The following is a 22,682-nucleotide window of genomic DNA, read 5'->3' on the forward strand; positions in this document are numbered from 1 at the left end:
CCCCCCCCCCCCCCCCCCCCCCCCCCCCCCCCCCCCGCTCCTACAAGGGTCCGCGTTAACCTGTCTAGCTTCTACTTGCCCCGCTGCATCCACGCCGCCCCCAGCCCGCTGAGGCAGATCACCGAAATGCCCACCAGGCTCAAGGTATCCGGCACCTGACTATACACCACCAGCCCAAGCAACCCGGCAAACACGATCTGGCAATAGCTGAACGGCGCCAGCAACGCCGGTGCCGCATGGCGGAAGGCCTGGGTCAGCAGCAGGTGTGCGGTCATGCCGAAGCCACCCAGCGCCAGCATCAGCAAGGCGTGGTCCCAGCGCGGCACCTCCCAGAAGAACGGCACCAGCGCACTCATCGCCAGGGTGTTGCACAGCCCCGCATAGAAGTTGCTGGTGGTCGGGCTGTCATACGCAGCCAGAATGCGCGTCAGCAACTGGTAGAAACAGAAGCCCAAGGCCGAACCGAACGGGTACAGGATCGCCGGGGTGAACATTGCGCCACCCGGGTGCACCACCACCAGCACGCCGATAAAACCCAGCACCACCGCCACCCACTGCCCGACCGTCACCCGCTCTTTCAGCAATGGTGCCGACAGCGCGGTGACCAGCACCGGGGCCAGGAAGTTGACCGCCGTGGCCTCGGCCAGCGGCAGGTATTGCAGGCCGGTGGTGAACAGCAGGCTGGTACTCAACAGGCTCAGGGCACGCAAGGTCTGCAATAGCGGGCGGCGGGTGCGCAGTACGTTGAGGCCGGACTTGGGCAGGAAAATGCCGGCCATCAGCAGCGTATGCACCACATACCGCGCCCACACCACCATGACGATCGGGTACAGGCCGCCAAGGAATTTGGACAAGGCATCGTGGCTGGCAAACAGGAACGTCGCCACCACCACCAGGGCGATGCCGCGCAGGGGTTGGTTGACGCCGGACAGCGGTGTGCTGGAACTCATGGCTCTCTCGATGACGACGCGGCGGCACGCCACGCCCAGGGAAGGCCGCACAGGCCTGGCTTGGCGGATGCAACAGCTCGGATTCTAGAAGAGATGCCGCAGGATAAGGAAGTTCATTTGCCGCTTGTCCAGGCTCAAAGCAATTTGTGTTCGCTGATCGACCACTTTGCGCTCCGTGCGCATGGCCCGTGCGGTGCTGATCGCCGACCATCGACCGCGAACCCTGCACACCCTACAAGGAATTTACATGCAAAGGCTCACCACCCGTAACGGCCTCAACCTGCCTGCAATCGGCCTGGGCACCTGGCCCATGACCGGCGACGCGTGCACCCAGGCCGTGCGCCAGGCGCTGGATGTGGGTTACCGGCACATCGACACTGCCACCGCCTACGACAACGAAGCGGCCGTCGGCCAGGCCCTGCGCGACAGCGACGTGCCGCGCGAACAGATCCACCTGACCACCAAAGTGTGGTGGGACCGCCTGGCGCCCAAGGCCATGCGCCAGTCGCTGGAAGACAGCCTGCGCGCCCTGGGTACCGAGCAGGTCGACCTGTTCCATATCCACTGGCCTGGCCAGGACTGGGACCTGGCCCGCAGTATCGACACCCTGGTGGCACTGCGTGACGAGGGCAAGGCGCGCCACATCGGTGTGGCCAACTTCCCGCTGGGGCTGCTGCGCCAAGTGATGGAAACCCTGGGTGCGCCGCTGTCGGCGATCCAGGTGGAGTACCACGTACTGCTCAGCCAGCAACCGCTGCTCGAGTATGCCCGCAGCCGTGACCTGCTGCTCACCGCCTACACCCCGCTGGCCCGGGGCCAGGCGGCGGCGCAGCCGGTGATTCAGGACATCGCCCGCAAGCACGGCGTGCTGCCCAGCCAAGTGGCACTGAAGTGGCTGCTGGACCAGGACGGTGTGGCGGCGATCCCCAAGGCCAGCAGCCGGGAAAACCAGTTGGCCAACCTGGCAGCACTGGACGTGCAACTGGACGATGAAGACCGCGCGGCGATCGCCGGGCTGCCGAAGGACCAACGCGTGGTCAGCCCGGCGTTTGCGCCGGACTGGAATAGCTGAGCCTTACTCAAGCCCTGAAAGCTGCACCCGCCAAGATACCGGTACGGCCACGCAAAGCTGCCCAGTCAGTGTGCCAGCGCCTCGCGAAAGCGTCGGGTGCTGGCCATTGCCAGCAGCAATCCGACCACCGCCACGCTACCGCCCACCAGGCCGATATCCGCCACATCCATCTGGCTGCTGACGATACTGCCCAGCAACGCACCACCACCGATACCGATGTTGTAGATGCCCGAGAACAGCGCCATGGCCACATCGGTTGCGTCAGACGCCAGTTTCAGCGTCTTGGACTGCAGCGACAGGCTGAAGCTGAGAATCGCCACACCCCAGAACATGCTCAACACCGCGAAGAGGTAGAAGTTGCCCGACAGCGGCAATAGCAGTAGCAGGCATGCCGCCAGCACGCCGATCGAGCCCACCAGGAAGCCATGCGGGAAGCGCTCGCTGTAGCGGCTGAACAGCAACGAGCCAAACACCCCGGCGCCGCCGAACAGCAGCAGCAACAGCGTGGTGCGCTCGCCGCCAATCTGTGCCACGTGCAAGGCGAACGGCTCGATGTAGCTGTACGCGGTGAATTGCGCCGTGATCACCAGCGTCACCAGCAGGTAGGTAATGACCAACGCCGGGCGCTTGAACAGGACCGGCAAGCTGCGCAGCGAGCCGGAATTCTGGCTGGGCAGCAGCGGCAGCGATTTCATCAGGCACAGCATGGTAGCCAGCGCCACCCCGGCAATGCTCAGGAAGGTGATGCGCCAGCCCAGCGCCTCACCCACCACGCGGCCCAACGGGATGCCCAAAACCATGGCCAGGGTGGTGCCGGTGGCCAGCAGGCCCAGCGCCTTGGCCTGCTGGCCTGGCGGCGCCACGCGCACGGCCAGCGAAGCGGTGATGGCCCAGAACACCGCATGCGCCAGGGCAATGCCGATACGGCTGACCAGCAACATGGCAAAGCTTTGTGACAGCCACGACAGCAAGTGGCTGACGATGAACACCAGGAACACGAACAGCAGCAGGCGCCGCCGTTCGATGTTGCGGGTAAGCAGCATCATCGGCAACGAGGCCAGCGCCACCACCCAGGCGTAAATAGTCAGCATCAGGCCGACCTGGGCAGTGCTCATGTCGAAGCTGCGGCCAATGTCGCTGAGCAACGCCACCGGGACAAATTCGGTGGTGTTGAAGATGAAGGCCGCCAAAGCCAGGGCAATGACGCTCAGCCAGCTGCCGCCGCCCGTCGTGGGCGGCATGTGGGTGGGGGTGGGTCCGTTCATGGGTGAAAAATGCTTCTCCGCAGACAAGGCAACAGGTCGCACGCCAGCCACCCGCTTGCAAGGCTGCCGACGTACGCATTGTTATGAATAGGAATGCCCGGCATGGTACGCGTCAAGCCGGGGCCTCACAACCGCAACTCAGGCAGAAGGAGTACCATGCGCGCTTTGCATGAAACGCATGTGCAACAAGGAGCCCGATCCGCTCATGGACAAGCAGCACCCCCAGCAGCAATGGCAGCAGGCGGTTACCGCCTATGCCCAGGCTGTCAACGACTATATCGCGCAGGGCCGTGCGCAAGGCTGGGACAATCTTGAAGAACCAGCGGTGCCAGCCACCGGGCACCTGCTCGACGCCTGGCTGGCAGCCCTGCAGGCGGCCAACCGCCCAGATGCCGACGAGCAACAACGCCAGGCCTTCCGCGCAGCCTGGCCCCCCGCGCATCAACCCTTGCTGCCGTTGCTCGATGACCACGGCCAAGGTATCAGCAATGTCCTGCTGCTGGATGACAACAGCCTGCTGGCGCGCATCGGCATGCCCTACGAAAAGGGCCAGGTGGTGCGTATCGACCACCACGGGGTAACCCCGGTGATCGGCATCGAGTATTTCGGTCGCTGCCCGGCCCGCCGCTACTTCGCCCTGGCCAATGCCGAGGGTGTGCGCGTGACCGATGGCTGGGGCGGCCCGCAGGTGCAGCGGCTGGCCTGGCCGACCGGGTTGGAGGGGTTGCCAGCGGGCTACCCGTTCGAGCCATTCGACCTGCCGCCCACGCCGACCACGCTGACGCCCTTCCCCGATGGCCAGCGCGTGCTGCTGGTGAGTGCCGAAGGCACCTTTGTACTGGCCACCGAGGGTGCGACGCGTCTGCTGCCAGACCAGACGCGGGTACTCGATGAGCTGGCCGAAGGTACCGAGCCGGAAGACATCAGCCTAGGGCTGAGCATGGAGCATGGCGCAGTGTCGGCGGATGGCCGCTGGATCGTGGTGGGTGAGCAAGGCAGCCGGCACCGGGTGCTGGACGACCAGCTCAGGCTTGTGGCCGACATCGGCCCTGGCAGCGAATACCCGCACTTTGCGCTGTTCAACCAGGCTGGTGACCAATTGATCCTCAATGCCTGCCACTTCTACAGCGGTGCCACGCTGGCAGCCCGGGTGGCTGACCTGCCGGGGCTGCAAACCGATTACTACAGCCAGGACCCGCGTACCCCGCTGGTGCAGGATGGCGCGCGGGTGTATGCCGGGGTGGCGCGTGCTGGCGAATACATCGTGGGGGATGCCTATGGTTACCTGCGGGCATTTGGCGAGGATGGCACAGAGCATTGGCAGCACTACTTGGGGTCGACCATCAGTGCCATGGATATCAGTGCCGACGGGGGCACGCTGGTGGCGGCGAGCCATGCGGGGATCGTGTCGGTGATTGCCCTGGACGGCGGGCGGCCAGCGTGGCAGATCGGGACCGGGGCACATGGCGAGGTGCGGCGGTGGTTGTTCTGGAAAGGCTGGGACAGGGCGATGGCCTGGTAACCGCGCCATCATCTTTGTTGCCTGTGCCGGCCTCTTCGCGGGTAAACCCGCTCCTACAGGGGACGCAACAAAGTTCAGACTCTGCGCGGTCCTTGTAGGAGCGGGTTTACCCGCGAATAGGCCAGTTCAGGCAACTGATTCATCAGCCCTGCAATGTGGCCATGTCGATCACGAAGCGGTACTTCACATCCCCGGCGATCATGCGCTCATAGGCCTGGTTGATATTGCGGATATCCAGCATCTCGATGTCGCAACGGATGTCATGCTCGGCACAGAAGTCCAGCACTTCCTGAGTCTCCGCAATACCACCAATCAACGACCCCGCCAGCACCCGGCGCTTGAGTACCAGGTTGGCCGCGTGTACCGCCGGGTCGATCGGTTCGATCAGGCCGACCAGAATGTGCACACCGTCGAACTTCAGGGTTTCCAGGTACGGGTTCAGGTCGTGCTGCACCGGAATGGTGTCGAGCAGGAAATCGAAACGGTCGGCTGCAGCGCGCATCTGTTCGGCGTCAGTGGACACGATCACATGGTCGGCCCCCTGGCGCCGGGCTTCCTCGGCCTTGGCCTGGGAACGGGTGAACAGGGTCACTTCCGCGCCCAGCGCCTTGGCCAGCTTGATGCCCATATGGCCCAGGCCGCCCATGCCGAGGATGCCGACCTTATGGCCCGGGCCTACGCCGTGGTGCTTGAGCGGCGAATAGGTAGTAATGCCGGCGCACAGGATTGGCGCGGCGCTGGGCAGGTCCATGCCGGCCGGGATGCGCACCACGAAGTGCTCGCTGACCACGATGCTGCTGGAATAACCGCCCATGGTGTTGCTGCCGTCGACCCGGTCCGGGGTGGCGTAGGTCATGGTCGGGCCCTCCAGGCAGTACTGCTCCAGGTCCTTGGCGCAGGCCTCGCAGTGACGGCACGAATCAACCATGCAGCCAACGCCCACCAGGTCACCGACTTTGTGCGTGGTGACCTGGTCACCCACCGCCGTAACCCGGCCGATGATCTCGTGGCCAGGCATCAGCGGGTATACGGCAATGCCCCATTCGTTGCGCGCCTGGTGGATGTCGGAGTGGCACACGCCGCAGTACAGGATTTCGATGGCAACGTCGTCCGGGCGCGGGCTACGGCGCTCGAACGTCATGGGGGCCAGTGGGCTGGTGGGGGTTTGGGCGGCGTAACCGATGGCGGTGTACATGCAGGGCCTCGCAGGAAAGTGAAACGATTCAGGCGGCGCATTCTGCGCGCCGTTTGTCGCTGCGCCCACGGTTGATTCTCCGGTATGCATGCCTGATTCTCCGAATATGCCACCCGCCATCTGGCGCCATGCCGTCAATCTGCGATGATTAGGCTGTCTGATTCTCTGCCCTCTGGTTGACCATGCAACTGACCCGCCACGTCGACGCCAACGCGCCACTTTGCGCACTGATCCGCAGCCTGGCCACGCGACCAGGCTTCGTACCTACGCACCTGCCCCAGGTGCAGGTACTGAGCTGGGACCACTACGTGGCCAGCAGCCCACAGATCTACGAGCCCAGCCTGATGATCCTGGCCCAGGGCAGCAAGCTGGCGCGCCTGGGGCCGCGCACCCTGGAGTACGGTGCCGGGCATTACCTGGTGCAGGCGCTGTCAGTGCCGTTCATGTGCGAAACCTTCGCCACCCGCGAAGCGCCCCTGCTGGGCGTGGCGGTGGATATCGACCGCGGTGTGCTGGGTGAGTTGGTGCAGAGCATGGACCTGGCGCCAGACGCTGCGGTGCAGGCGCAAACCCCGCAATCGATGACCTCCGCAGCGCTAGATGCGCCGATGCGCGAAAGCGTGGAGCGGCTGCTGCACTGCCTGCAGGACCCGCTGGATGCCAAAGTGCTGGGCCCGGCGCGTGTGCGCGAGGTGTTGTACACCGCCCTGCGCGGCCCGCAAGCTGGCGTGTTGCGGGCGCTGGTGGAACAGCAAGGGCACTTCGCCCGCATCGGCGCAGCCCTCGCCCACTTGCGTGAGCACTACAGCGAGCCTTTGAGCGTGGAAGCCCTGGCCGCGCGCGCCAACATGAGCGTTTCGACCTTTCACGAGCACTTCAAGCGCTGCACCGACATGGCGCCGATGCAGTACCTGAAGCGTTTGCGGCTGCTCAAGGCACAGCAAATGCTGATTGGCGAAGGCCTGGGCGTGGCGCAGGCGGCGCACCGGGTGGGCTACCAGAGCACGTCGCAGTTCAGCCGCGAGTACAAACGCCAGTTCGAGCGCAGCCCGGGGGATGAGTTGCCGTATCAGAGTTTGCCGGTGTAACAGACAAATCTCTAAAGCATGCACGATCAATGTGGGAGCGGGCGTGCCCGCGAAGCAGACGACGCGGTGGCTGGCACCGGCTTTGCCGGTGTTCGCGGGCAAGCCCGCTCCCACACTGATCGCGTAGGCCTCATGATTGTCGTTCGACCATAGCGATGATTGCCGCCTTGAGTTCAGCCTTGGCCTGGCCAGCCTCCAGTTCCCCTGCCGCAGCCGCCTGCGACAAGGCATCCGCCGCCCCCACCAGCAGACGCATGCCGGCAACGCCTACGTTCCCGCTGGGCGAAAACCCGGCCAGTGCCTCTCGGCACTTGTCCAGAAACGGCTGCTCATAGGCCCGCTTCAACGCTTCCATCTCCGGCGACCCGGCCAACGCCGCCGACACCCCAGGTATCTCCCGCCCCTGGCTCATCACGCAATCCACATACGCCTGCGCAATCACCCGGGCACGGCTGGCCAGGCTGGGCTCGCAGCTAGCCAGGGCCTGCTCGAGCATCTGCGACTGCCGCGCATCGTATTCCTGATACAGCGCCACCAACAGCCCGGTACGGGTTTCGAAATGGTCGTAGACCACGGGTTTGGTCACCCCGGCCTGTTCCGCCAAACGGCCCAGGCTCAGCGCATCGGTACCTTCCTCGCGCACCAGTTGCCAGGCCACATCGAGCAGCTGCCGACGGCGTTCATCGCGACTAAGGCGCTTGCGTGAACGGGCTTGATCATCGCTTGACATCGATTACCTACCAAAAGTAACTTACTAAACGTAACTTACCTTGAGTATATAGCGCTCAGGGTAATTCCGCACCCCGCCCTGGAGAACCCACCATGCATGCCTTGATCGTTGTCGCTCACCACGACCCGCAATCCCTCACCCATGCCCTGGCCCGGCAGGTGGCTGAGGGCCTGGCCAGCGCCGGCCACAGCAGCGAAATTGCCGACCTGGCCAGTGAAGGTTTCGATCCGCGCTTTGGCCTGGCTGACCATGCCGTACACCGTCGCTTGGCAGCCCCGTCGGCTGATGTGCTCAAGGAACAGTCGCGCATCGACCGCGCCGATGCGCTGGTGCTGGTCTACCCCATCTATTGGTGGTCGCTGCCCGCGCTGCTCAAGGGTTGGGTCGAACGGGTATTCAGCAACGGCTGGGCGTTTGACTTCGACGGGACCAGCACCGTGAAGAAGCTGCGCGGCATGAAAGTGCACCTGATCAGCGTAGCCGGTGCCGATACAGCCACGTTCGAACGCCACGGTTATGGCGCGGCGATGCGCGTGCAGATCGAGCACGGCATTTTCGACTACTGCGGTGCCGAAGTGCTCGGCTCGACGTTGCTGGATGACAGTGAAGGGCTCGATCCGCTTCGCCATTTGCAGCACGCCCACGCAGTGGGCAAAAACCTGTTTGGCGATCGCCAGGCCGCAGCCTGAGCCAAGCCCGCGCGCCGCTGGCCGAAGAGCGACACCCTCGGCCCGGCGCGCCGCCCCATTGCAGGACAGCAAACGACCCGGCTACCATTGAGAACGATTTTCACTCACGAGCGGATGCCAGGCGCTGGACAGCACATCAACCCGAAAACTGGGCTTCTTCTTCAGCGACCACCATCGCTGGTTGCTCCAGCACATCCACAAACGCCTGCGTAACCACGCCGATGCCGAAGACACCGCCGCCGAAACGTTCTGCCAGATGCTCGGCGCACGGGTCGACCCGGACACCATCCAGCAGCCGCGCGCCTACCTGACGGTCATCGCCCGCCGGCTGATCTTCGACCGCCATCGCCGCCGACAACTCGAACAGGCCTACCTGGAACATCTGGCCCGGCTGCCCGAGGCTGTCGCCCCCTCTGCCAGGAACACAACGCCACCCGTGTGGTGGTGCTGCAACACAGTGTCCGCGTCAGCCTGGCCGATGGCCAGTGGGCAGAGCTGCAACAAGGTCAGGCAGCCTTGCTGCACAACCACGGCATCGAGCGCCTGAGCGGCGAGCAACTGCAACGGGCCGCTTGGCTGGACGGCCGCCTGGAGGTGCTCGACCAGCCGCTGCATGCCGTGGTTGAAGCACTACGCCCCTATCAGCGTGGCTACATCCGGCTTGCCCCCGCCGCACGTGACCTGCGTGTGCAAGGTGTGTTCCCGCTGGACCAACCGCAACAGGCCCTTTCGGTATTGGCTGAAGCCTTGCCGATCACCGTCGAACGCTGCGGCCCATGGCTGACCTTGATTGATCGAAAAACCACCCAATGAAAATATTTCTGAAAATCATTCGCAAATCTGGCAAGTTTTCCGCGCTCGTCCCACATACCTCCTGAAAGCCACTTCATTCGGGAGTAATCCGTGTACAACCCCCTGCCCCGCGCCCTGCCTTTTGTCGCCGCGCTCGCCAGCTTCAATGTGCTTGCCCAGGCACAAACCCTGGCGTTCGACCTGCCCCCCGCCAGCCTTGCCCATACGCTCAACCGTATAGCCAGCCAGAGCGGGCACATCATCGCCCTGGAGCCTGGGCTGGTGCGCGGTAAGCAGGCGCCTGCCGTGGTCGGCCAGATGAGCGCCGAACAGGCGATGCAGGCCGCGCTGGCCGGCAGTGGCCTGCAGTTGCGGGTTTCTGCCGAGGGTCACTTCAGCGTGGCCCCCGCCAGCCTGGGGGATGACGTAATGGAGCTGGGCACAACCAGCATCAACGACAACTATCAGGGCGCCACCAGCGAAGGCAGCGGCTCGTATGCCGCGCGAGCAGTAACCCTGGGCAAAGGCACCCACACCCTCAAGGAAATCCCCCAGTCCGTCACCGTCATCACCCGCAAGCAACTGGATGACCAGGGCATCACCGACTTGCAGGACGCGCTCAACCACACCACTGGCATTGTCGGCGCACAGGGCATTGGCCCAGGCGTGGTGGTGACTTCGCGCGGCTTCCAGATCGACGACTGGCAGTACGATGGCGTGCCGATCCCGCGTAACAACTATTCGCTGGGCAACTGGGCGACCCAGGACCTGGTGTTCTTCGACCGCGTCGAAGTGCTGCGTGGGGCTTCCGGCCTGTTGCAAGGCACCGGCAGCCCAGGTGGCGCGATCAACCTGGTGCGCAAGCGCGGCCAGGCGGCACCGACCGTTACCCTCACCGGCAAGGCCGGTTCCTGGGACCATTACGGCCTGCAACTGGATGCCGGCGGCCCGCTGACCAGCGACGGCCGGGTGCGCGGGCGGATTGTCGCCGACGAAGACCAGAGCGACAGCTTCATCGATTATGTGTGGACAAAGAACCACTCGCTGTACGGTGCGCTGGACATTGACCTGAGCGATGCAACCACCGTAGGCGGCGGTATCAGCTACAGCCGACAGCAGTCCAGGCCGATGCTGCGCGGCATCCCGCGCTACGCTACCGGCCAGGCAGTGGACTTGCCGCGTTCGACCTACACGGGCGCGCGCTGGAGCCGCGCAGAAAACGACGTCACCACCTACTACCTGGACCTGGAACACCGCTTCAACGATGACTGGGCGTTCAAGGCCGCAGCCGTGCGCATGGACGAAGTGAACACGTCCACGCACCAGCGCGTGCAGAGCACCGGCACAGGCGTTCAACCCGACGGCAGCGGCATCACCTACGCCGACTGGCTCACTGATTTTCACTCGACCAAACTCGGCCTGGACATGAACGTGGTCGGCCACTTCGACACCGGCCCCCTCGCCCACGAAATCACCTTGGGCGGCAACTACTCCAAGCTGACCTCGGACGACGCCTACTGGCGCAACTTCGATGCTGGCGGCAACATCTTCGACATCGACCATGACCGCCTGGAACCCAGCCGTGACAGCATCTTCGACGGCGACGTGGCACGTTCCAACCGGGCCAGCTACGACATCCGCCAGAAGGGCCTGTATGGTGCCTGGCGCGTCAAACCGACCCAGGACCTTACGCTGGTTCTCGGCTCACGTGTCAGCTGGTTCGACTACAGTTGGGACTCGATCGACTTCAACAGCCTGACCGACCCGGGTACCCGCTACCCGACCAGCCGCATGACCGAATCGGGGCAGGTCACCCCTTACGCCGGCTTCATCTACGACCTGACCCGCGAATGGGCCTGGTACGCCAGCTACACCGACGTGTTCGTGCCGCAAACCGAACGCGCGGTGGGCAATACACCACTCAAACCGATCATCGGCAGCAACTACGAAACAGGCCTGAAGGGCGAATTGCTTGACGGCCGGGTCAACGCCTCGCTTGCCCTGTTCCGCTATGACCAGGAAAACCGCGCCGTCACCGACGTGGCCTCGGGCTTCGCCTGCGACGACTGGTACTGCTCTACCGCTGCCGGCAAGGTGCGCAGCCAGGGTGTCGAAGCCGAGATCAGCGGCGAAGTGCTGAGTGGCCTGCAACTGTTTGCCGGCTATACCTACAACACCACCAAATTCCTTGATGACCCCGACAGCAAGGGCCGAACCTTCAGCCAGTGGCCCCCCAAGCACATGCTGCGTGCATGGGCCGACTACACCTTGCCGCTGGACGGCCAACGCTGGAGCACCGGCCTGGGCTTCACCACCCAGAGCCACACCTTGGGCTACGAGCGCACCTACACCGTGCCCGGCTACACGGTGTGGAGCGCCCGCCTGGCTTACCAGCTGACGCCAGAAGTGAACGTTGCCGTCAACGCCAACAACCTGTTCGACAAGAAGTACTGGGTCGCGGGCTTCAACCAGCTCAATGGCAGCAACAACTACGGCGAGCCGCGCAACTTCCTGTTGACGGTCAAATACACCCCCGAGCTGTGAGCCACGGTCATTGCCCCAGCGGCCATTCGGCCAAAGGCCAGTACGCGCCCTTGCGTGATTCGTACAGGCCGAAGTGCCGGGCGCCGAGGAAGAATTCCGGCGCACTGCTGGCCTCTGGCGGCTGGCCGCGGTAATCCCTGGACAGGGTCAGGTGCGGGCGATAATCGCGGCTGGCCGCTTCCACCCCCAACGGCAGCAGCGCTTGCTGCAGGCCGTACACCAGCTGCAGCAGTGCCGGCGGTACCTGCTGCGCCTCCAGCACCAGGGCGCCGGCCCGCGGCCACACCTGCAGGCGGTCGAGCAGCAAGCGAGGCGCCGAGCCTGGTAGCGTCAACTGGTCGACTGCCGCACATATTGCAGGCACCTGAGCGGCATCAACGTCACCCAGGAACAGCAACGTCACATGGAAGTTGGCAGCCGGCACCGGCTTGCCACTGCGCAGGTTCAGGTTGCGCCGCCACCGGGCCAACGCACGGCGCTGGGCATCGCTGACCGGCAAGGCGAAGAACAGCCGCTTGAACGGGCTGCCACTGGGGCGTAGATCCTGAACCATACGAACTCCTGAACCTGAAACGTTTGCGCAAGACTGTAGGGCATTACACCAATGTCGCCCTGCAGTTTCGTAACAATAAGTACAAACAACCCTCATGATTGTTTATGCTGGCGGGCTTATGCCATGGCACATGGCCTTTTTCCGACAAGTAAACGTCCATGAAAATTGCACTCGTACTTATCTTCGTCCTCTCGATCGCCTATGTTCACCTGCGCGGTCGGGTGCGCCACAAGCTGACCCGTCAGTTGGGCGACCACTCCAGTTTCCTGGCCCCGGTCAACAGCTTCCTCTATCTGTTTTCCAGGCACCCGGCAAAGCCTTACCTGCCGGTCGAGGCCTTCCCCGAACTGAAACCGTTGCAGGACCACTGGCAGGAAATCCGCGAGGAAGGCCGCCAGTTGCTGCAAGTGGGCGAAATCAAGAAGTCCGAAAATTACGATGACGTCGGTTTCAATTCGTTCTTCAAGACCGGCTGGAAGCGTTTTTACCTGAAGTGGTACGGCGAGAGCCACCCGTCGGCGATGGCCCTGTGCCCCCGTACCACCGAGCTGCTGCAAGGTATCGGCACGGTCAAGGCGGCCATGTTCGCCACCCTGCCACCAGGCGCCAAGCTGGTACGCCACCGTGACCCGTATGCCGGTTCGTACCGCTACCACCTGGGCCTGGACACGCCGAACGATGACGGTTGCTACATTGACGTGGACGGCGAGAAATATTCGTGGCGCGATGGTGAGGGGGTGATCTTCGACGAAACCTACATCCACTACGCCGCCAACAACACCGAACACAACCGCATCATCCTGTTCTGCGATGTCGAGCGCCCGCTCAAGTACCGCTGGGCAACCGCGTTCAACCGCTGGTTCAGCCGCAACGTCATGGCTGCTGCCGCCGCACCCAATACGGCCGGCGACAAGACCGGCGGCATCAACCGCCTGTTCACCCGCATCTACAAGATCCGCGAGCGCGGCAAGGCGCTGAAGAAACGTAACCGCATGCGCTACTACTTGGAGAAGTGGGCCGTGGTGGCAGCCTTGGTACTGGTGTTCATCTACATCTGACGGCTGTACGCAATCCCTTGTAGGTGCGGCTGTAGGAGCGGCTGTAGGAGCGGCTTTAGCCGCGAACACCGGCGCAGCCGGTGCCATCCACCGCGTCGCCTGCTTCGCGGGTAAACCCGTTCCTACAAAGGCCAGCATTTACCCACCCAAAGTACAAGCCTCACACCTGCCACTCTTCGTCTAGCCTGAAAGCTCCACTCGCAACCACCCCAAGGTGACGACGATGAGCATGATGGACTGGGACGCCTACCGTAAGCAGTTGATGGCCGGCATCGGCGATCTCAAGCAACTGTCCCCCGACACCGTGGCCGGCTACATGACCGCCAGCGGTGCCGGGGCCAAGACCAACCACCTGGACGCCAAGACCCGCGAGCTGATCTCCCTGGCCGTGGCCGTAACCACCCGTTGTGACGGCTGCATCGCCGTGCATTCGCAGCAGGCGGTCAAGCATGGCGCCAGCCGCGAGGAAATTGCCGAGGCACTCGGCGTGGCCGTGGCCATGAACGCCGGTGCCGCGCTGGTCTACTCGGCGCGGGCCATGGATGCCGTGGGCAAGGCCAGCGGCTGAGCCCCTGCGGCGCCGTCGCCCTTGCACGATGGCGCCGCGGCCTCCAGACTGGGCGCCTTAGCCCGCTCAGGAACCCGCATGATCCACATCCGCCCCATGGCCGCCGAAGACTTCGAGCGCTTCTGGCCCACCTTCCAGGCCATTGTCCAGGCCCGCGAAACCTACGCTTTCGACCCATCCCTCAGCGTAGAGCAAGCCCGCCAATTGTGGCTGGAGCTGCCCTTGCACACGCTGCTGGCCGAAGAGGACGGCGTACTGCTGGGCTCGTACTACCTGAAGGCCAATGCAGCCGGGCCTGGCGCGCATGTGGGCAACTGCGGCTACATGGTCTGCGAACAGGCGCGGGGGCGCGGCGTGGCCCGGTTGATGTGCGAGCACTCGCAGAAGCTGGCCCGCCAGGAAGGTTTTCTGGCCCTGCAGTTCAACTCGGTGGTCGCCAGCAATGAAGTGGCCGTGGCGCTGTGGCACAAGCTGGGCTTCGAGACCGTTGGCCGCTTGCCCAAGGCCTATCGCCATGCCCGCCTGGGGCTGGTGGACTGCCTGGTGATGTACAAGTGGCTGGCCGATGAGCCGGTGGTAGAGAAGCCGCCACTGCTGATCGGGCGCAAGAATATCGAGGCACGGGTTTCGCGCCGGCGTGGGCGCTGATTGGCTCAAGCAGGGCCGGCCTCTTCGCGGGTAAACCCGCTCCCACAGGTATTGCACATGGCTTGAGGTCAGTGCAATTGATGTAGGAGCGGGTTCACCCGCGAAGAGGCCGGCCCCGTCAGCCCATCAACCTCAGAAAGCCAACCCTAACTTGAAACCGTACTCATCACGCTTGAGCTCGGTGTTATCGGCCAGCAACGTCTCGTCATCCAGCCGGTACTCGGTGCGGGTGTAGTACACGCCTGCCTGGATGGGCAGGTTGCCTTGCTGGTTCATCAGCAGAGTCACCTCGGCGTAGGGGTTGGTGCGGTCTTTCATGTCCGCACTGTCACTGCCATAGTGTTTTACATCCAGGTTTACCCGGCCATCCATCGTGCGCCGCACCCCGGCCTCCATGCGCAAGGTGGCCGAATCGAACTGGTGGTTGTAACCCAGCGCCGCTTTTGCAAAAGGTGCCTTGTAAGTCAGTTCGCTTTCGATTCTGCGGTGTTCGGTCTCAAAGCGTGACCACATGTAGCCGCCACCGACGATCACATCGACGAAGTTGCGCGCATCCAGCGCCGCACGCCAGCCAAGGTCCAGTCCTGCCTGGCCCTCCTTGAGTTTGTTATCGTGCTTCTCGGCATATTTGCCTTCGGCACCCACCTGGTAGATGAAGCCGGACTCCGCAGTCATCTTGTTACCAAAGCTGGCGAAGATACCGCCCTCATCAACATGTTCGGTCTGCGTTTCACTGCCGCCCTGAAACTTGAACTCGTCGTAGGCGCCCAGTATGCCGACCGTGAACAGTGGCTCGGTGCTGGGTGCGGCATTGGCAGCCAACGGGCTGCCCATCAGGGCCAGCAGGCAGGTGTGACGCAGTAGGTTATGGCTAGGCATGCATTAATGTCTCCATGACATGTGAACGAATTGCGATCCCTAATACCGAGAATAGCCACGCCGCCAAAGTTCGAAATAATTTCACTAAACATTCAGAAATTTGCCGTCTATCACGGTACTGCCAGCCCATTGCAAGGTTGACGACCGTGCTGCCGAGTGGTCAGATGCGCGCCAGTTTCAGGTGCCCTGCGCCGCCGCGCGCAGGGTGAAACGGGAAGCCGGTGCGTCGTGTTGCCCACGACAAGTCCGGCGCTGCCCCCGCAACGGTAAGCGAGCGAACCCTTCGACAGACCACTGTGCACACGCATGGGAAGGTGAAGGTTTCATGCCCCTCGCAAGCCCGGAGACCGGCCTGAAGCGTCACTTGGCAACCCGCGGTGGGCGGGCGCAGGCCGGTATCCGTGCGCGCGCCTGCCTGTACGGAACGCCTCCTTTGCGTGTTTTCCACCGGGATCCAATCATTCCTGCAGCAGTGGAACGACATGTCCCGTATGTTCAAGCTTCACCCCTTGGCGGCCTGCCTGGCCGTCGCCCTGCCAGCCCTGGCCGACGACCGTGAGCCGCAGCCCCTGGCCTTGCCTTCTACGGCCATCACCGGCAGCCTCGACAGCCGCGCCATCGACCTGGCCACACCTACCCAGGTCGGCTCGCGCCTTGGTCTGAGTGCCCTGGAAACACCAGCCAGCACCAGCAGCATCAGTGCCGAGCAGATCCAGCAACGCAACAACCTCACCGTGCAAGATGCCGTAACCCGCTCGCCCGGCATCACCTTCGTCGGCTCCCCGGGCGACGGCGGCACCGGCCTGTCTGCCCGCGGCTTTGCCGGACACAGCTCGGTCATGACCCTGTTCGACGGCGCCCGCCTGTTCACCGGTGCCGGCACCCAGACCTTCCCGGTCGACCCGTGGATGGTCGAGCGTATCGACGTGATTCGCGGCCCGGCATCGGTGCTGTACGGCGAAGGCGCCACCGGTGCAGTGGTCAACGTGATTCCGAAAAAGCCGTTTGCCGGCGACGTGCGCAACCACCTGCGCCTGGGATACGGTTCGTGGGACCGCCAGCAACTGGGCCTGGACAGCGGCGGCAGCCTCAGTGAGCGCCTGAGCTATCGCCTGACCCTGAACCAGCAGGCCGGCAATGGCTGGGTCGACCGCACCACGTCACGCAGCCTGGCCCTGAGCGCGGCACTGCGTTTCGACGCCAGTGAAGACCTCAGTTTCACCCTTGCCCATGACCGCGGTGAGGCACAACCTGCCAACTACTACGGCACCCCGCTGATCGACGGCCACTACCGCAGCAGCCTGCGCAAGAAAAACTACAACGTGCAGAACGACGTGCAGCGCTACGACGATGAGTGGACCCGGCTGACCACCGACTGGACCTTGAACGACCATGTCAGCGCCAGCAACCAGCTGTACTACATCAAGAGCCGCCGCCACTGGCGCAATGCCGAGAACTACGACTGGGACGCCGAGCGCCAGCAGTTGCAGCGCGGCAGCTACCTGGAGATCAAGCACAACCAGGAGCAGTTCGGCGACCGCCAGACGTTCACCTTCGATCACGCGTTGTTCGGCCTGGCCAGCAAGACCGTGCTCGGCGCCGAATACAACAAGGTGCGCTTCAACGTCGACAGCAACGCCCCGTACAACGATGTCGGCGGCGATTACATCGACCCGTGGCAACCGCAACCGGGCTGGTTCCACAGTGCCTCGCCACTGCGCCCGCAAACCCTGTCCACCACCCACACCTTTGCCCTGTTCGCCGAAAACCGCCTGCAGCTGAGCGATCGCCTGTCGCTGGTGACCGGCGTGCGCCGCGACCAGAACCACATCGACCGCGACAACCTGACCAACGACAGCCGCAGCGACCGCAGCCTACAAGGTGGCAACTGGCGCGTCGGGCTGGTGTACGCGCTCAGTGACGACCTGTCGCTGTATGGCCAGTACTCCACCAGCGAAGACGGGGTCAACAACCTGATCAGCCTCAGCCCGAGCCAGATGCACTATGACCTGACCGAAGCGAAGCAGACCGAAGTGGGCCTCAAGCAACGCTTCTGGGACGGCCGTGGCGAATGGACCCTGGCGGCCTACCACATCGTCAAGAAGAAACTGCTGGTGGACGACCCGATCACGCACGAAGCTCAACAGGCCGGCCAGCAGACATCCGATGGCCTGGAAGCCACCCTGGAACTGGCGCTGGCGCACCAGTGGCAGGTGTCGGCCAACGCCTCGCTGGTACGCGCCAGGTATGACGACTTTGACGAGGTGGTTGGTGGTGTGGCGCAGGACCGCGCCGGCAATCGGCCAACCAACGTGCCGCGGCGTACGGCCAACCTGTGGCTGAGCAAAGGCTTCGGCCAGCAGGTGGAGGCCGGCATTGGTGCGCGCTATGTGGATGAACGCTATGCCGACACCGCCAATACCCAGAGCGCACCCGGTTATACCGTGGTCGATGCCAATATCGCCTGGCAGGTGCTGCCGGATGTGAAGCTGGGCTTGCAGTTGAACAACCTGTTTGATCGCGAGTATGTGCAGTCGGCGTTCAGCGGGCAGCAGTGGCTGATGGGGATGCCGCGGTCGTATTTTGCGACGGTGGATTACAGCTTCTGATCTGAGCTGGCCTGTGCCGGCCTCTTCGCGGGTGAACCCGCTCCCACGGGTATGGCGTTGGCTTTGTGACTGTGGGAGCGGGTTCACCCGCGAAGAGGCCGGCACAGGCCACACAAAAACCACTACCAACCCCTAATCAATTAGTTATAAGATAACGTTTCACTTGACATCAATTCCCATCAGCGACCCTCCATGACAAGCGCCAGCGCCACCCCTACCCTGCTTACCCAGCGCCTGCAGAGCATCGATGCCCTGCGCGGCCTGGTGATCCTGTTCATGCTCCTGGACCACGTCCGCGAGACCTTCTTCCTGCACCGCCAGGTCGGCGACCCGATGGCCATCGACACCACCGAGCCGTCGCTGTTCGTCAGCCGCACCCTGGCCCACCTGTGTGCGCCGGTGTTCGTCCTGCTGACCGGTCTTTCGGCCTGGCTGTACGGCGAGAAATACCAAGGCCGTGGTGATGTCTCGGCGTTTCTGTTCAAGCGCGGGCTGTTCCTGGTAGTGCTGGAGTTCACCCTGGTCAACTTCGCCTGGACCTTCCAGCTGCCGCCCAGCGTGATCTACCTGCAGGTCATCTGGGCCATCGGTGTCAGCATGATTGCCCTGTCGCTGCTGGTATGGCTGCCACGCGCCGCGCTGCTGGCGCTGGGTGCGGTCATCATCGCTGGCCACAACCTGCTCGACAGCCTGCACTTTGGTGTGGAATCGGCCCTGCATGTGCCATGGGCGATCCTGCATGACCGCGGTTGGCTGGAATTCTCCGACAGCCTGCGCCTGCGCACCTCGTACCCGGTGCTGCCGTGGATCGGCGTCATCGCCCTGGGCTATGGCCTGGGCCCTTGGTTCGCCCGTGGCAGCGAGGCCGGGCAACGTCAGCACCGCCTGTTGCTGGTCGGTTTGCTCGCACTGCTGGGCTTTGTCGTACTGCGTATGTTCAACGGTTATGGCGAAGCACCGTGGAGCGGCTACCCCACCTTCACGCAAACCCTGATGAGCTTCTTCAACATCACCAAATACCCGCCGTCGCTGCTGTTCCTGGCCCTGACCCTGGGTTGCGGCCTGCTGTTGCTGCGCGCCTTCGAACGCGCCGGCCAGGCGCGCTGGATCAGTGCCCTGGCGGTATTCGGTGCGGCACCGATGTTCTTCTACCTGCTGCACCTGTATGTGCTGAAGCTGCTGTACCTGGCCAGCGTGGCACTGTTCGGCCTCAACCACGGTGACTACTTCGGCTTCGACGGCATAGTCGGGGTGTGGCTGGGCGCCGTGCTGCTGGCGGTTTCGCTGTACCTGCCGGTGCGCTGGTTTGCCCGGCTGAAACAGCGCCGTCGCGACATCCGCTGGCTGAAGTACTTCTGAAAAGCGTTTTAACCGGCGGCGCGATGGTCTACCATGCGGGCCGCCGGTTTCCACCACGGAATTAATAGGGAATCCCGGGCTCGTCCTTTCGAGCCAATCGGAACTGCCCCCGCAACTGTAGGTGCCGAGCCTGCTCCATCAATGCCACTGGGTATAACACCCCGGGAAGGCCGGAGCCGGGCCGTGACGCACCAGTCAGGAGACCTGCCGGCCTACATTCACCAACCGGCGGGGTGTCCGGGATTGGCCATCAGTGTTGCCCCTGCCGCCAGCGGGGGCTCGGCGATGCCTGTCCGTGCGTTCATTCCGTGAACTGTCCGATAGGAGATCGCCCAGCATGCTGCCCCGTTTCGCCACCCTGCTCGCCGGCCTAGGCCTCACCGGCCTGGCCCAGGCTGCCGCCACCCATTATCCGCTGACGGTCGACAACTGCGGCAAACCGCAGACCTTCGCCCAAGCGCCGCAGCGCGCGGTCACCATCGGCCAGGCTGGTACCGAAATGCTCTATGCGCTGGGCCTGGGCGACAAGCTGGCGGGTACCTCGCTGTGGTTCAACAACGTGCTGCCCGAGTACCAGGCGGTGAACGCCAAGGTGCCGCGCCTGGCCGACAACGACCCCAGCTTCGAGGCGGTGGTCGGCAAACGCCCGCAGCTGGTAGCGGTGCAGTTCGAATGGATGGTCGGCGCACAGGGCGTAGTCGGCACCCGTGAGCAGTTCGATGAGCTGAAGATCCCCACCTACCTGCTGCCCTCGGACTGCGAAGGCAAGGACAACCTGATCGGCGCCGACGGCACCCGCCTGCAGGCGTTTCAGGTAGACAGCATCTACAAGAGCGTCAGCCAGCTGGCGGAAATCTTCGACGTGCAGGCGCGCGGGTCGGCGCTGAACGCCGAGCTTAAAGGCCGCCTGGACAACGCCAGGGCGCAACTGGCCGGCAAGGACCTGTCGTCCACTTCGGCGCTGTTCTGGTTTTCCAGCGCCGACCTCGACATCGACCCGTATGTGGCGGGCCGCCAGGGTGTCGCCGACTTCATGCTGCGCACCCTCGGCGTGCGTAACGTGGTCGAGTCCAGCGAAGAATGGCCAACCGTAGGCTGGGAAACCCTGGCCAAGGCCAACCCGACCTGGCTGATCATCGCCCGCATGGACCGCCGCCGCTTCCCTGCCGACGACTACCAGAAAAAGCTGGAATTCCTGCGCAGCGACCCGGTCACGCGCAACATGGACGCGGTAAAACACGACCGCATCATCATCCTCGATGCCGATGCCATGCAGGCCGGTATCCGCCTGTTCACCGGGCTGCAGACCTTGTCCACAGCCTTCGCCAGCGGTAAAGCAACCCAGTGATAACGCGCCTGTTACCCTGCATCGCAGTTGCCGTGGCGGCCTTGCTGGTCGCCCTGCTGGCCGGCACTGCCATCGGCGAAACCAACCTGCCGCCCAGCGTGGTCGGCCAGGTACTGGCCAACCACTTGTGGCAGGCCGGCTACCCGGTCGACCCGATCGACGCCGGCATCGTCTGGAACTACCGCCTGACCCGTAGCCTGGTCGCGGCGGCTTGCGGTGCTGGCCTGGCCACCTGCGGGGTGATCCTGCAGGCGCTGTTGCGCAACCCCTTGGCCGAACCCTACCTGCTGGGGCTGTCTGCCGGTGCCTCGACCGGGGCCGTACTGGTCGGCCTGCTGGGGCTTGGCAGCCTGGCCTTGAGCATGTCCGCCGGGGCCTTCATCGGCGCCCTGGCCGCCTTCGCGCTGGTGCTGGTGCTGGCCCGCGCCGCTGGCCCCAGCAGCAACAACGCCCAAGTGATCCTCGCCGGGATCGCCGGCTCGCAACTGTTCAACGCCCTCACGGCCTTCCTGATCACCAAGTCGGCCACCGCCGAGCAGGCACGCGGCATCCTGTTCTGGCTGCTGGGCAACCTCAGCGGCGTGCGCTGGCCTTCGGTGTGGCTGGCTGTGCCGGTGGCGCTGTTCGGTTTGCTGGTGTGCCTGTGGCATCGCCGCGCACTGGATGCGTTCACCTTCGGCGCCGATTCGGCAGCCTCGCTGGGTATTCCGGTAAGGCGCACCCAATTGTTGCTGATCAGCTGTGCGGCGCTGGTGACGGCGGTGATGGTGTCCATCGTTGGCGCCATCGGTTTTGTCGGGCTGGTCATCCCTCATGCCCTGCGCCTGCTGCTTGGCCCCGGGCACAGCCGCCTGCTGCCCGCCAGTGCGCTGGGCGGCGCGTTGTTCCTGATTGCCGCCGATATCCTTTCGCGCACGTTGATCAGCGGCCAGGTGATCCCGGTGGGTGTGGTCACTGCCCTGATCGGTGCACCGGTGTTCGCGCTGATCCTGGTCAGCCGCCGGGGGCGCCCATGACGGTCATGACCGCTGTAGGTATTACGCCACTGAGCTGCCACGGCCTGGGCCTGCAACTGGCCGGCAATCAAGTGCTCAACGGTATCGACCTCAACGTGGTTGCCGGCGAAACCCTGGGCATCGTCGGCCCCAACGGCTCAGGCAAATCGTCGCTGCTGAAGTTGCTGGCCGGCCTGCGCAAGCCGGCCAGCGGCAGTGTGCAGCTGATGGGCGAGCCACTGGCCCAGATGCCCCGGCGCCGTGTTGCCCAGGCCCTGGCGCTGGTTGAGCAACAGGCCGACACCCTCGATGCCATCAGCGTGTTCGACGCGGTTGCCTTGGGGCGCACGCCGTGGCTGTCGGCGCTGGCACCGTTCTCCCGCGAAGACCGTGCCATCGTCGAGCAGGCGCTGGCCGACCTCGATGCCTTGCACCTGCGCACCCGCCTGTGGGGCTCGCTGTCCGGTGGTGAGCGCCAGCGTGTGCACATCGCCCGCGCCCTGGCCCAGCGGCCGCAAGTGCTGCTGCTGGACGAGCCGACCAACCACCTGGACATCCAGCACCAGCTGAGCCTGCTGCAACAGGTGCAGGCCCTGCCGGTAACCACCCTGGTGGCCCTGCACGACCTCAACCAGGCGCTGACTTGCGACCGTGTCGCGGTACTCGACAAAGGCCGCCTGGTCGCCCTTGGCACACCGTTCGAAGTGCTTACCCCCGAACGCCTGCTAAGCACCTTTGGCGTTCACGCCCACTACCTCATCGACCCTTTCGACGGCGCGCGCATCCTGCGCTTTCGCGCCCCCTGAACCAGGAAGTTC

General features: G+C 64.1%; 19 protein-coding genes, 2 pseudogenes and 2 riboswitches. Of the genes and pseudogenes, 15 read left to right on the forward strand and 6 right to left on the reverse strand.

Annotated features, from left to right (window positions below):
* Window positions 1-71: 71 nt before the first annotated feature.
* Window positions 72-950 carry a DMT family transporter gene (locus IAE39_RS20290; protein ID WP_201205845.1) on the reverse strand — a complete coding sequence of 293 codons (879 nt, stop codon included), beginning with the start codon at window positions 948-950 and terminating at the stop codon, window positions 72-74.
* A gap of 247 nt (window positions 951-1,197) precedes the next feature.
* Here IAE39_RS20290 and IAE39_RS20295 point away from each other — a divergent pair, with 247 nt between their 5' ends.
* Entirely contained in the window at window positions 1,198-2,022 is an 825-nt protein-coding gene (locus IAE39_RS20295) for an aldo/keto reductase (protein WP_201205847.1), read from the forward strand.
* A gap of 65 nt (window positions 2,023-2,087) precedes the next feature.
* Here IAE39_RS20295 and IAE39_RS20300 read toward each other — a convergent pair whose 3' ends face one another.
* Complete coding sequence (locus tag IAE39_RS20300; protein WP_201205849.1) at window positions 2,088-3,287, reverse strand: sugar transporter; 1,200 nt, start codon at window positions 3,285-3,287, stop codon at window positions 2,088-2,090.
* Between the two features lie 205 nt (window positions 3,288-3,492).
* On the opposite strand from IAE39_RS20300, the gene IAE39_RS20305 reads away from it, so the two are divergent.
* Window positions 3,493-4,809: a hypothetical protein gene (locus tag IAE39_RS20305; RefSeq protein ID WP_201205851.1), complete on the forward strand. Its 1,317-nt coding sequence runs from the start codon at window positions 3,493-3,495 to the stop codon at window positions 4,807-4,809.
* 142 nt (window positions 4,810-4,951) lie between these two features.
* Here the strand turns inward: IAE39_RS20305 and calA are convergent, their stop codons facing one another.
* Entirely contained in the window at window positions 4,952-6,004 is a 1,053-nt protein-coding gene (calA, locus tag IAE39_RS20310) for a vanillin reductase (protein WP_201205852.1), read from the reverse strand.
* Between the two features lie 182 nt (window positions 6,005-6,186).
* Between calA and IAE39_RS20315 the strand changes: the two genes are divergently transcribed.
* Window positions 6,187-7,092, forward strand: a complete 906-nt coding sequence (locus IAE39_RS20315; RefSeq protein WP_201205854.1) for an AraC family transcriptional regulator — start codon at window positions 6,187-6,189, stop codon at window positions 7,090-7,092.
* A 130-nt stretch (window positions 7,093-7,222) separates the two neighbouring features.
* Here the strand turns inward: IAE39_RS20315 and IAE39_RS20320 are convergent, their stop codons facing one another.
* A complete protein-coding gene (locus tag IAE39_RS20320; RefSeq protein WP_201205856.1) occupies window positions 7,223-7,822 on the reverse strand; it encodes a TetR/AcrR family transcriptional regulator in 600 nt (199 codons plus the stop codon).
* Window positions 7,823-7,914: 92 nt separating this feature from the next.
* Here IAE39_RS20320 and IAE39_RS20325 point away from each other — a divergent pair, with 92 nt between their 5' ends.
* The 4 genes and pseudogenes from IAE39_RS20325 to IAE39_RS20340 all read left to right on the forward strand — a co-directional run bounded on the left by IAE39_RS20325 (window position 7,915) and on the right by IAE39_RS20340 (window position 11,847).
* Complete coding sequence (locus IAE39_RS20325) at window positions 7,915-8,511, forward strand: NAD(P)H-dependent oxidoreductase (RefSeq protein WP_201205858.1); 597 nt, start codon at window positions 7,915-7,917, stop codon at window positions 8,509-8,511.
* Window positions 8,512-8,635: 124 nt separating this feature from the next.
* Window positions 8,636-8,929: pseudogene (locus IAE39_RS20330) on the forward strand (sigma factor); the annotation flags it as partial.
* Window positions 8,929-9,324, forward strand: a pseudogene (locus IAE39_RS20335) (iron dicitrate transport regulator FecR); the annotation flags it as partial. The pseudogenes IAE39_RS20330 and IAE39_RS20335, both read left to right, overlap by 1 nt.
* Before the next feature lie 90 nt (window positions 9,325-9,414).
* Complete coding sequence (locus IAE39_RS20340) at window positions 9,415-11,847, forward strand: TonB-dependent siderophore receptor (RefSeq protein ID WP_201205860.1); 2,433 nt, start codon at window positions 9,415-9,417, stop codon at window positions 11,845-11,847.
* Between the two features lie 7 nt (window positions 11,848-11,854).
* Here IAE39_RS20340 and thpR read toward each other — a convergent pair whose 3' ends face one another.
* The gene (thpR, locus tag IAE39_RS20345; protein WP_201205863.1) at window positions 11,855-12,400 is read right to left on the reverse strand and encodes an RNA 2',3'-cyclic phosphodiesterase; all 546 of its coding nucleotides are present in this window, start codon (window positions 12,398-12,400) and stop codon (window positions 11,855-11,857) included.
* Window positions 12,401-12,558: 158 nt separating this feature from the next.
* Between thpR and lpxO the strand changes: the two genes are divergently transcribed.
* From lpxO to IAE39_RS20360, 3 genes are all read left to right on the forward strand, one after another.
* Complete coding sequence (gene lpxO, locus IAE39_RS20350) at window positions 12,559-13,458, forward strand: lipid A hydroxylase LpxO (RefSeq protein ID WP_201205865.1); 900 nt, start codon at window positions 12,559-12,561, stop codon at window positions 13,456-13,458.
* Between the two features lie 223 nt (window positions 13,459-13,681).
* Window positions 13,682-14,026 carry a carboxymuconolactone decarboxylase family protein gene (locus tag IAE39_RS20355; RefSeq protein ID WP_201205867.1) on the forward strand — a complete coding sequence of 115 codons (345 nt, stop codon included), beginning with the start codon at window positions 13,682-13,684 and terminating at the stop codon, window positions 14,024-14,026.
* Between the two features lie 78 nt (window positions 14,027-14,104).
* Window positions 14,105-14,674, forward strand: a complete 570-nt coding sequence (locus IAE39_RS20360; protein ID WP_201205869.1) for a GNAT family N-acetyltransferase — start codon at window positions 14,105-14,107, stop codon at window positions 14,672-14,674.
* A 132-nt stretch (window positions 14,675-14,806) separates the two neighbouring features.
* On the opposite strand, the gene IAE39_RS20365 is transcribed toward IAE39_RS20360, so the two are convergent.
* The gene (locus tag IAE39_RS20365; RefSeq protein WP_201205871.1) at window positions 14,807-15,553 is read right to left on the reverse strand and encodes a hypothetical protein; all 747 of its coding nucleotides are present in this window, start codon (window positions 15,551-15,553) and stop codon (window positions 14,807-14,809) included.
* A 162-nt stretch (window positions 15,554-15,715) separates the two neighbouring features.
* A riboswitch (cobalamin riboswitch) is annotated at window positions 15,716-15,922 on the forward strand.
* Between the two features lie 113 nt (window positions 15,923-16,035).
* On the opposite strand from IAE39_RS20365, the gene IAE39_RS20370 reads away from it, so the two are divergent.
* The 5 genes from IAE39_RS20370 to IAE39_RS20390 all read left to right on the forward strand — a co-directional run bounded on the left by IAE39_RS20370 (window position 16,036) and on the right by IAE39_RS20390 (window position 22,670).
* On the forward strand, window positions 16,036-18,162 hold the full coding sequence (locus IAE39_RS20370) for a TonB-dependent receptor (RefSeq protein WP_201205874.1): 2,127 nt from the start codon (window positions 16,036-16,038) through the stop codon (window positions 18,160-18,162).
* Window positions 18,163-18,354: 192 nt separating this feature from the next.
* Window positions 18,355-19,521: a DUF1624 domain-containing protein gene (locus IAE39_RS20375; protein ID WP_201205876.1), complete on the forward strand. Its 1,167-nt coding sequence runs from the start codon at window positions 18,355-18,357 to the stop codon at window positions 19,519-19,521.
* 27 nt (window positions 19,522-19,548) lie between these two features.
* A riboswitch (cobalamin riboswitch) is annotated at window positions 19,549-19,747 on the forward strand.
* 111 nt (window positions 19,748-19,858) lie between these two features.
* Window positions 19,859-20,869, forward strand: coding sequence for an ABC transporter substrate-binding protein (locus IAE39_RS20380; protein ID WP_201205878.1), 1,011 nt, complete (start codon window positions 19,859-19,861; stop codon window positions 20,867-20,869).
* On the forward strand, window positions 20,869-21,885 hold the full coding sequence (locus IAE39_RS20385) for a FecCD family ABC transporter permease (protein ID WP_201205899.1): 1,017 nt from the start codon (window positions 20,869-20,871) through the stop codon (window positions 21,883-21,885). Before IAE39_RS20380 ends, IAE39_RS20385 begins: the two co-directional genes overlap by 1 nt.
* A complete protein-coding gene (locus IAE39_RS20390) occupies window positions 21,882-22,670 on the forward strand; it encodes an ABC transporter ATP-binding protein (protein ID WP_201205880.1) in 789 nt (262 codons plus the stop codon). Before IAE39_RS20385 ends, IAE39_RS20390 begins: the two co-directional genes overlap by 4 nt.
* Window positions 22,671-22,682 lie beyond the last annotated feature (12 nt).

The organism is Pseudomonas sp. S37 (assembly GCF_016658545.1).
Taxonomy (GTDB): domain Bacteria; phylum Pseudomonadota; class Gammaproteobacteria; order Pseudomonadales; family Pseudomonadaceae; genus Aquipseudomonas.

Coding starts and splice junctions, on each gene's coding strand:
- IAE39_RS20365 (WP_201205871.1), bottom strand. CDS start 15,553: ATGCCTAGCCATAACCTACTGCGTCACACCTGCCTGCTGGCCCTGATG.
- IAE39_RS20380 (WP_201205878.1), top strand. CDS start 19,859: ATGCTGCCCCGTTTCGCCACCCTGCTCGCCGGCCTAGGCCTCACCGGC.
- lpxO (WP_201205865.1), top strand. CDS start 12,559: ATGAAAATTGCACTCGTACTTATCTTCGTCCTCTCGATCGCCTATGTT.
- IAE39_RS20375 (WP_201205876.1), top strand. CDS start 18,355: ATGACAAGCGCCAGCGCCACCCCTACCCTGCTTACCCAGCGCCTGCAG.
- IAE39_RS20295 (WP_201205847.1), top strand. CDS start 1,198: ATGCAAAGGCTCACCACCCGTAACGGCCTCAACCTGCCTGCAATCGGC.
- IAE39_RS20305 (WP_201205851.1), top strand. CDS start 3,493: ATGGACAAGCAGCACCCCCAGCAGCAATGGCAGCAGGCGGTTACCGCC.
- IAE39_RS20325 (WP_201205858.1), top strand. CDS start 7,915: ATGCATGCCTTGATCGTTGTCGCTCACCACGACCCGCAATCCCTCACC.
- IAE39_RS20300 (WP_201205849.1), bottom strand. CDS start 3,287: ATGAACGGACCCACCCCCACCCACATGCCGCCCACGACGGGCGGCGGC.
- IAE39_RS20360 (WP_201205869.1), top strand. CDS start 14,105: ATGATCCACATCCGCCCCATGGCCGCCGAAGACTTCGAGCGCTTCTGG.
- IAE39_RS20370 (WP_201205874.1), top strand. CDS start 16,036: ATGTCCCGTATGTTCAAGCTTCACCCCTTGGCGGCCTGCCTGGCCGTC.
- IAE39_RS20290 (WP_201205845.1), bottom strand. CDS start 950: ATGAGTTCCAGCACACCGCTGTCCGGCGTCAACCAACCCCTGCGCGGC.
- IAE39_RS20320 (WP_201205856.1), bottom strand. CDS start 7,822: ATGTCAAGCGATGATCAAGCCCGTTCACGCAAGCGCCTTAGTCGCGAT.
- IAE39_RS20315 (WP_201205854.1), top strand. CDS start 6,187: ATGCAACTGACCCGCCACGTCGACGCCAACGCGCCACTTTGCGCACTG.
- IAE39_RS20355 (WP_201205867.1), top strand. CDS start 13,682: ATGAGCATGATGGACTGGGACGCCTACCGTAAGCAGTTGATGGCCGGC.
- calA (WP_201205852.1), bottom strand. CDS start 6,004: ATGTACACCGCCATCGGTTACGCCGCCCAAACCCCCACCAGCCCACTG.
- thpR (WP_201205863.1), bottom strand. CDS start 12,400: ATGGTTCAGGATCTACGCCCCAGTGGCAGCCCGTTCAAGCGGCTGTTC.
- IAE39_RS20390 (WP_201205880.1), top strand. CDS start 21,882: ATGACGGTCATGACCGCTGTAGGTATTACGCCACTGAGCTGCCACGGC.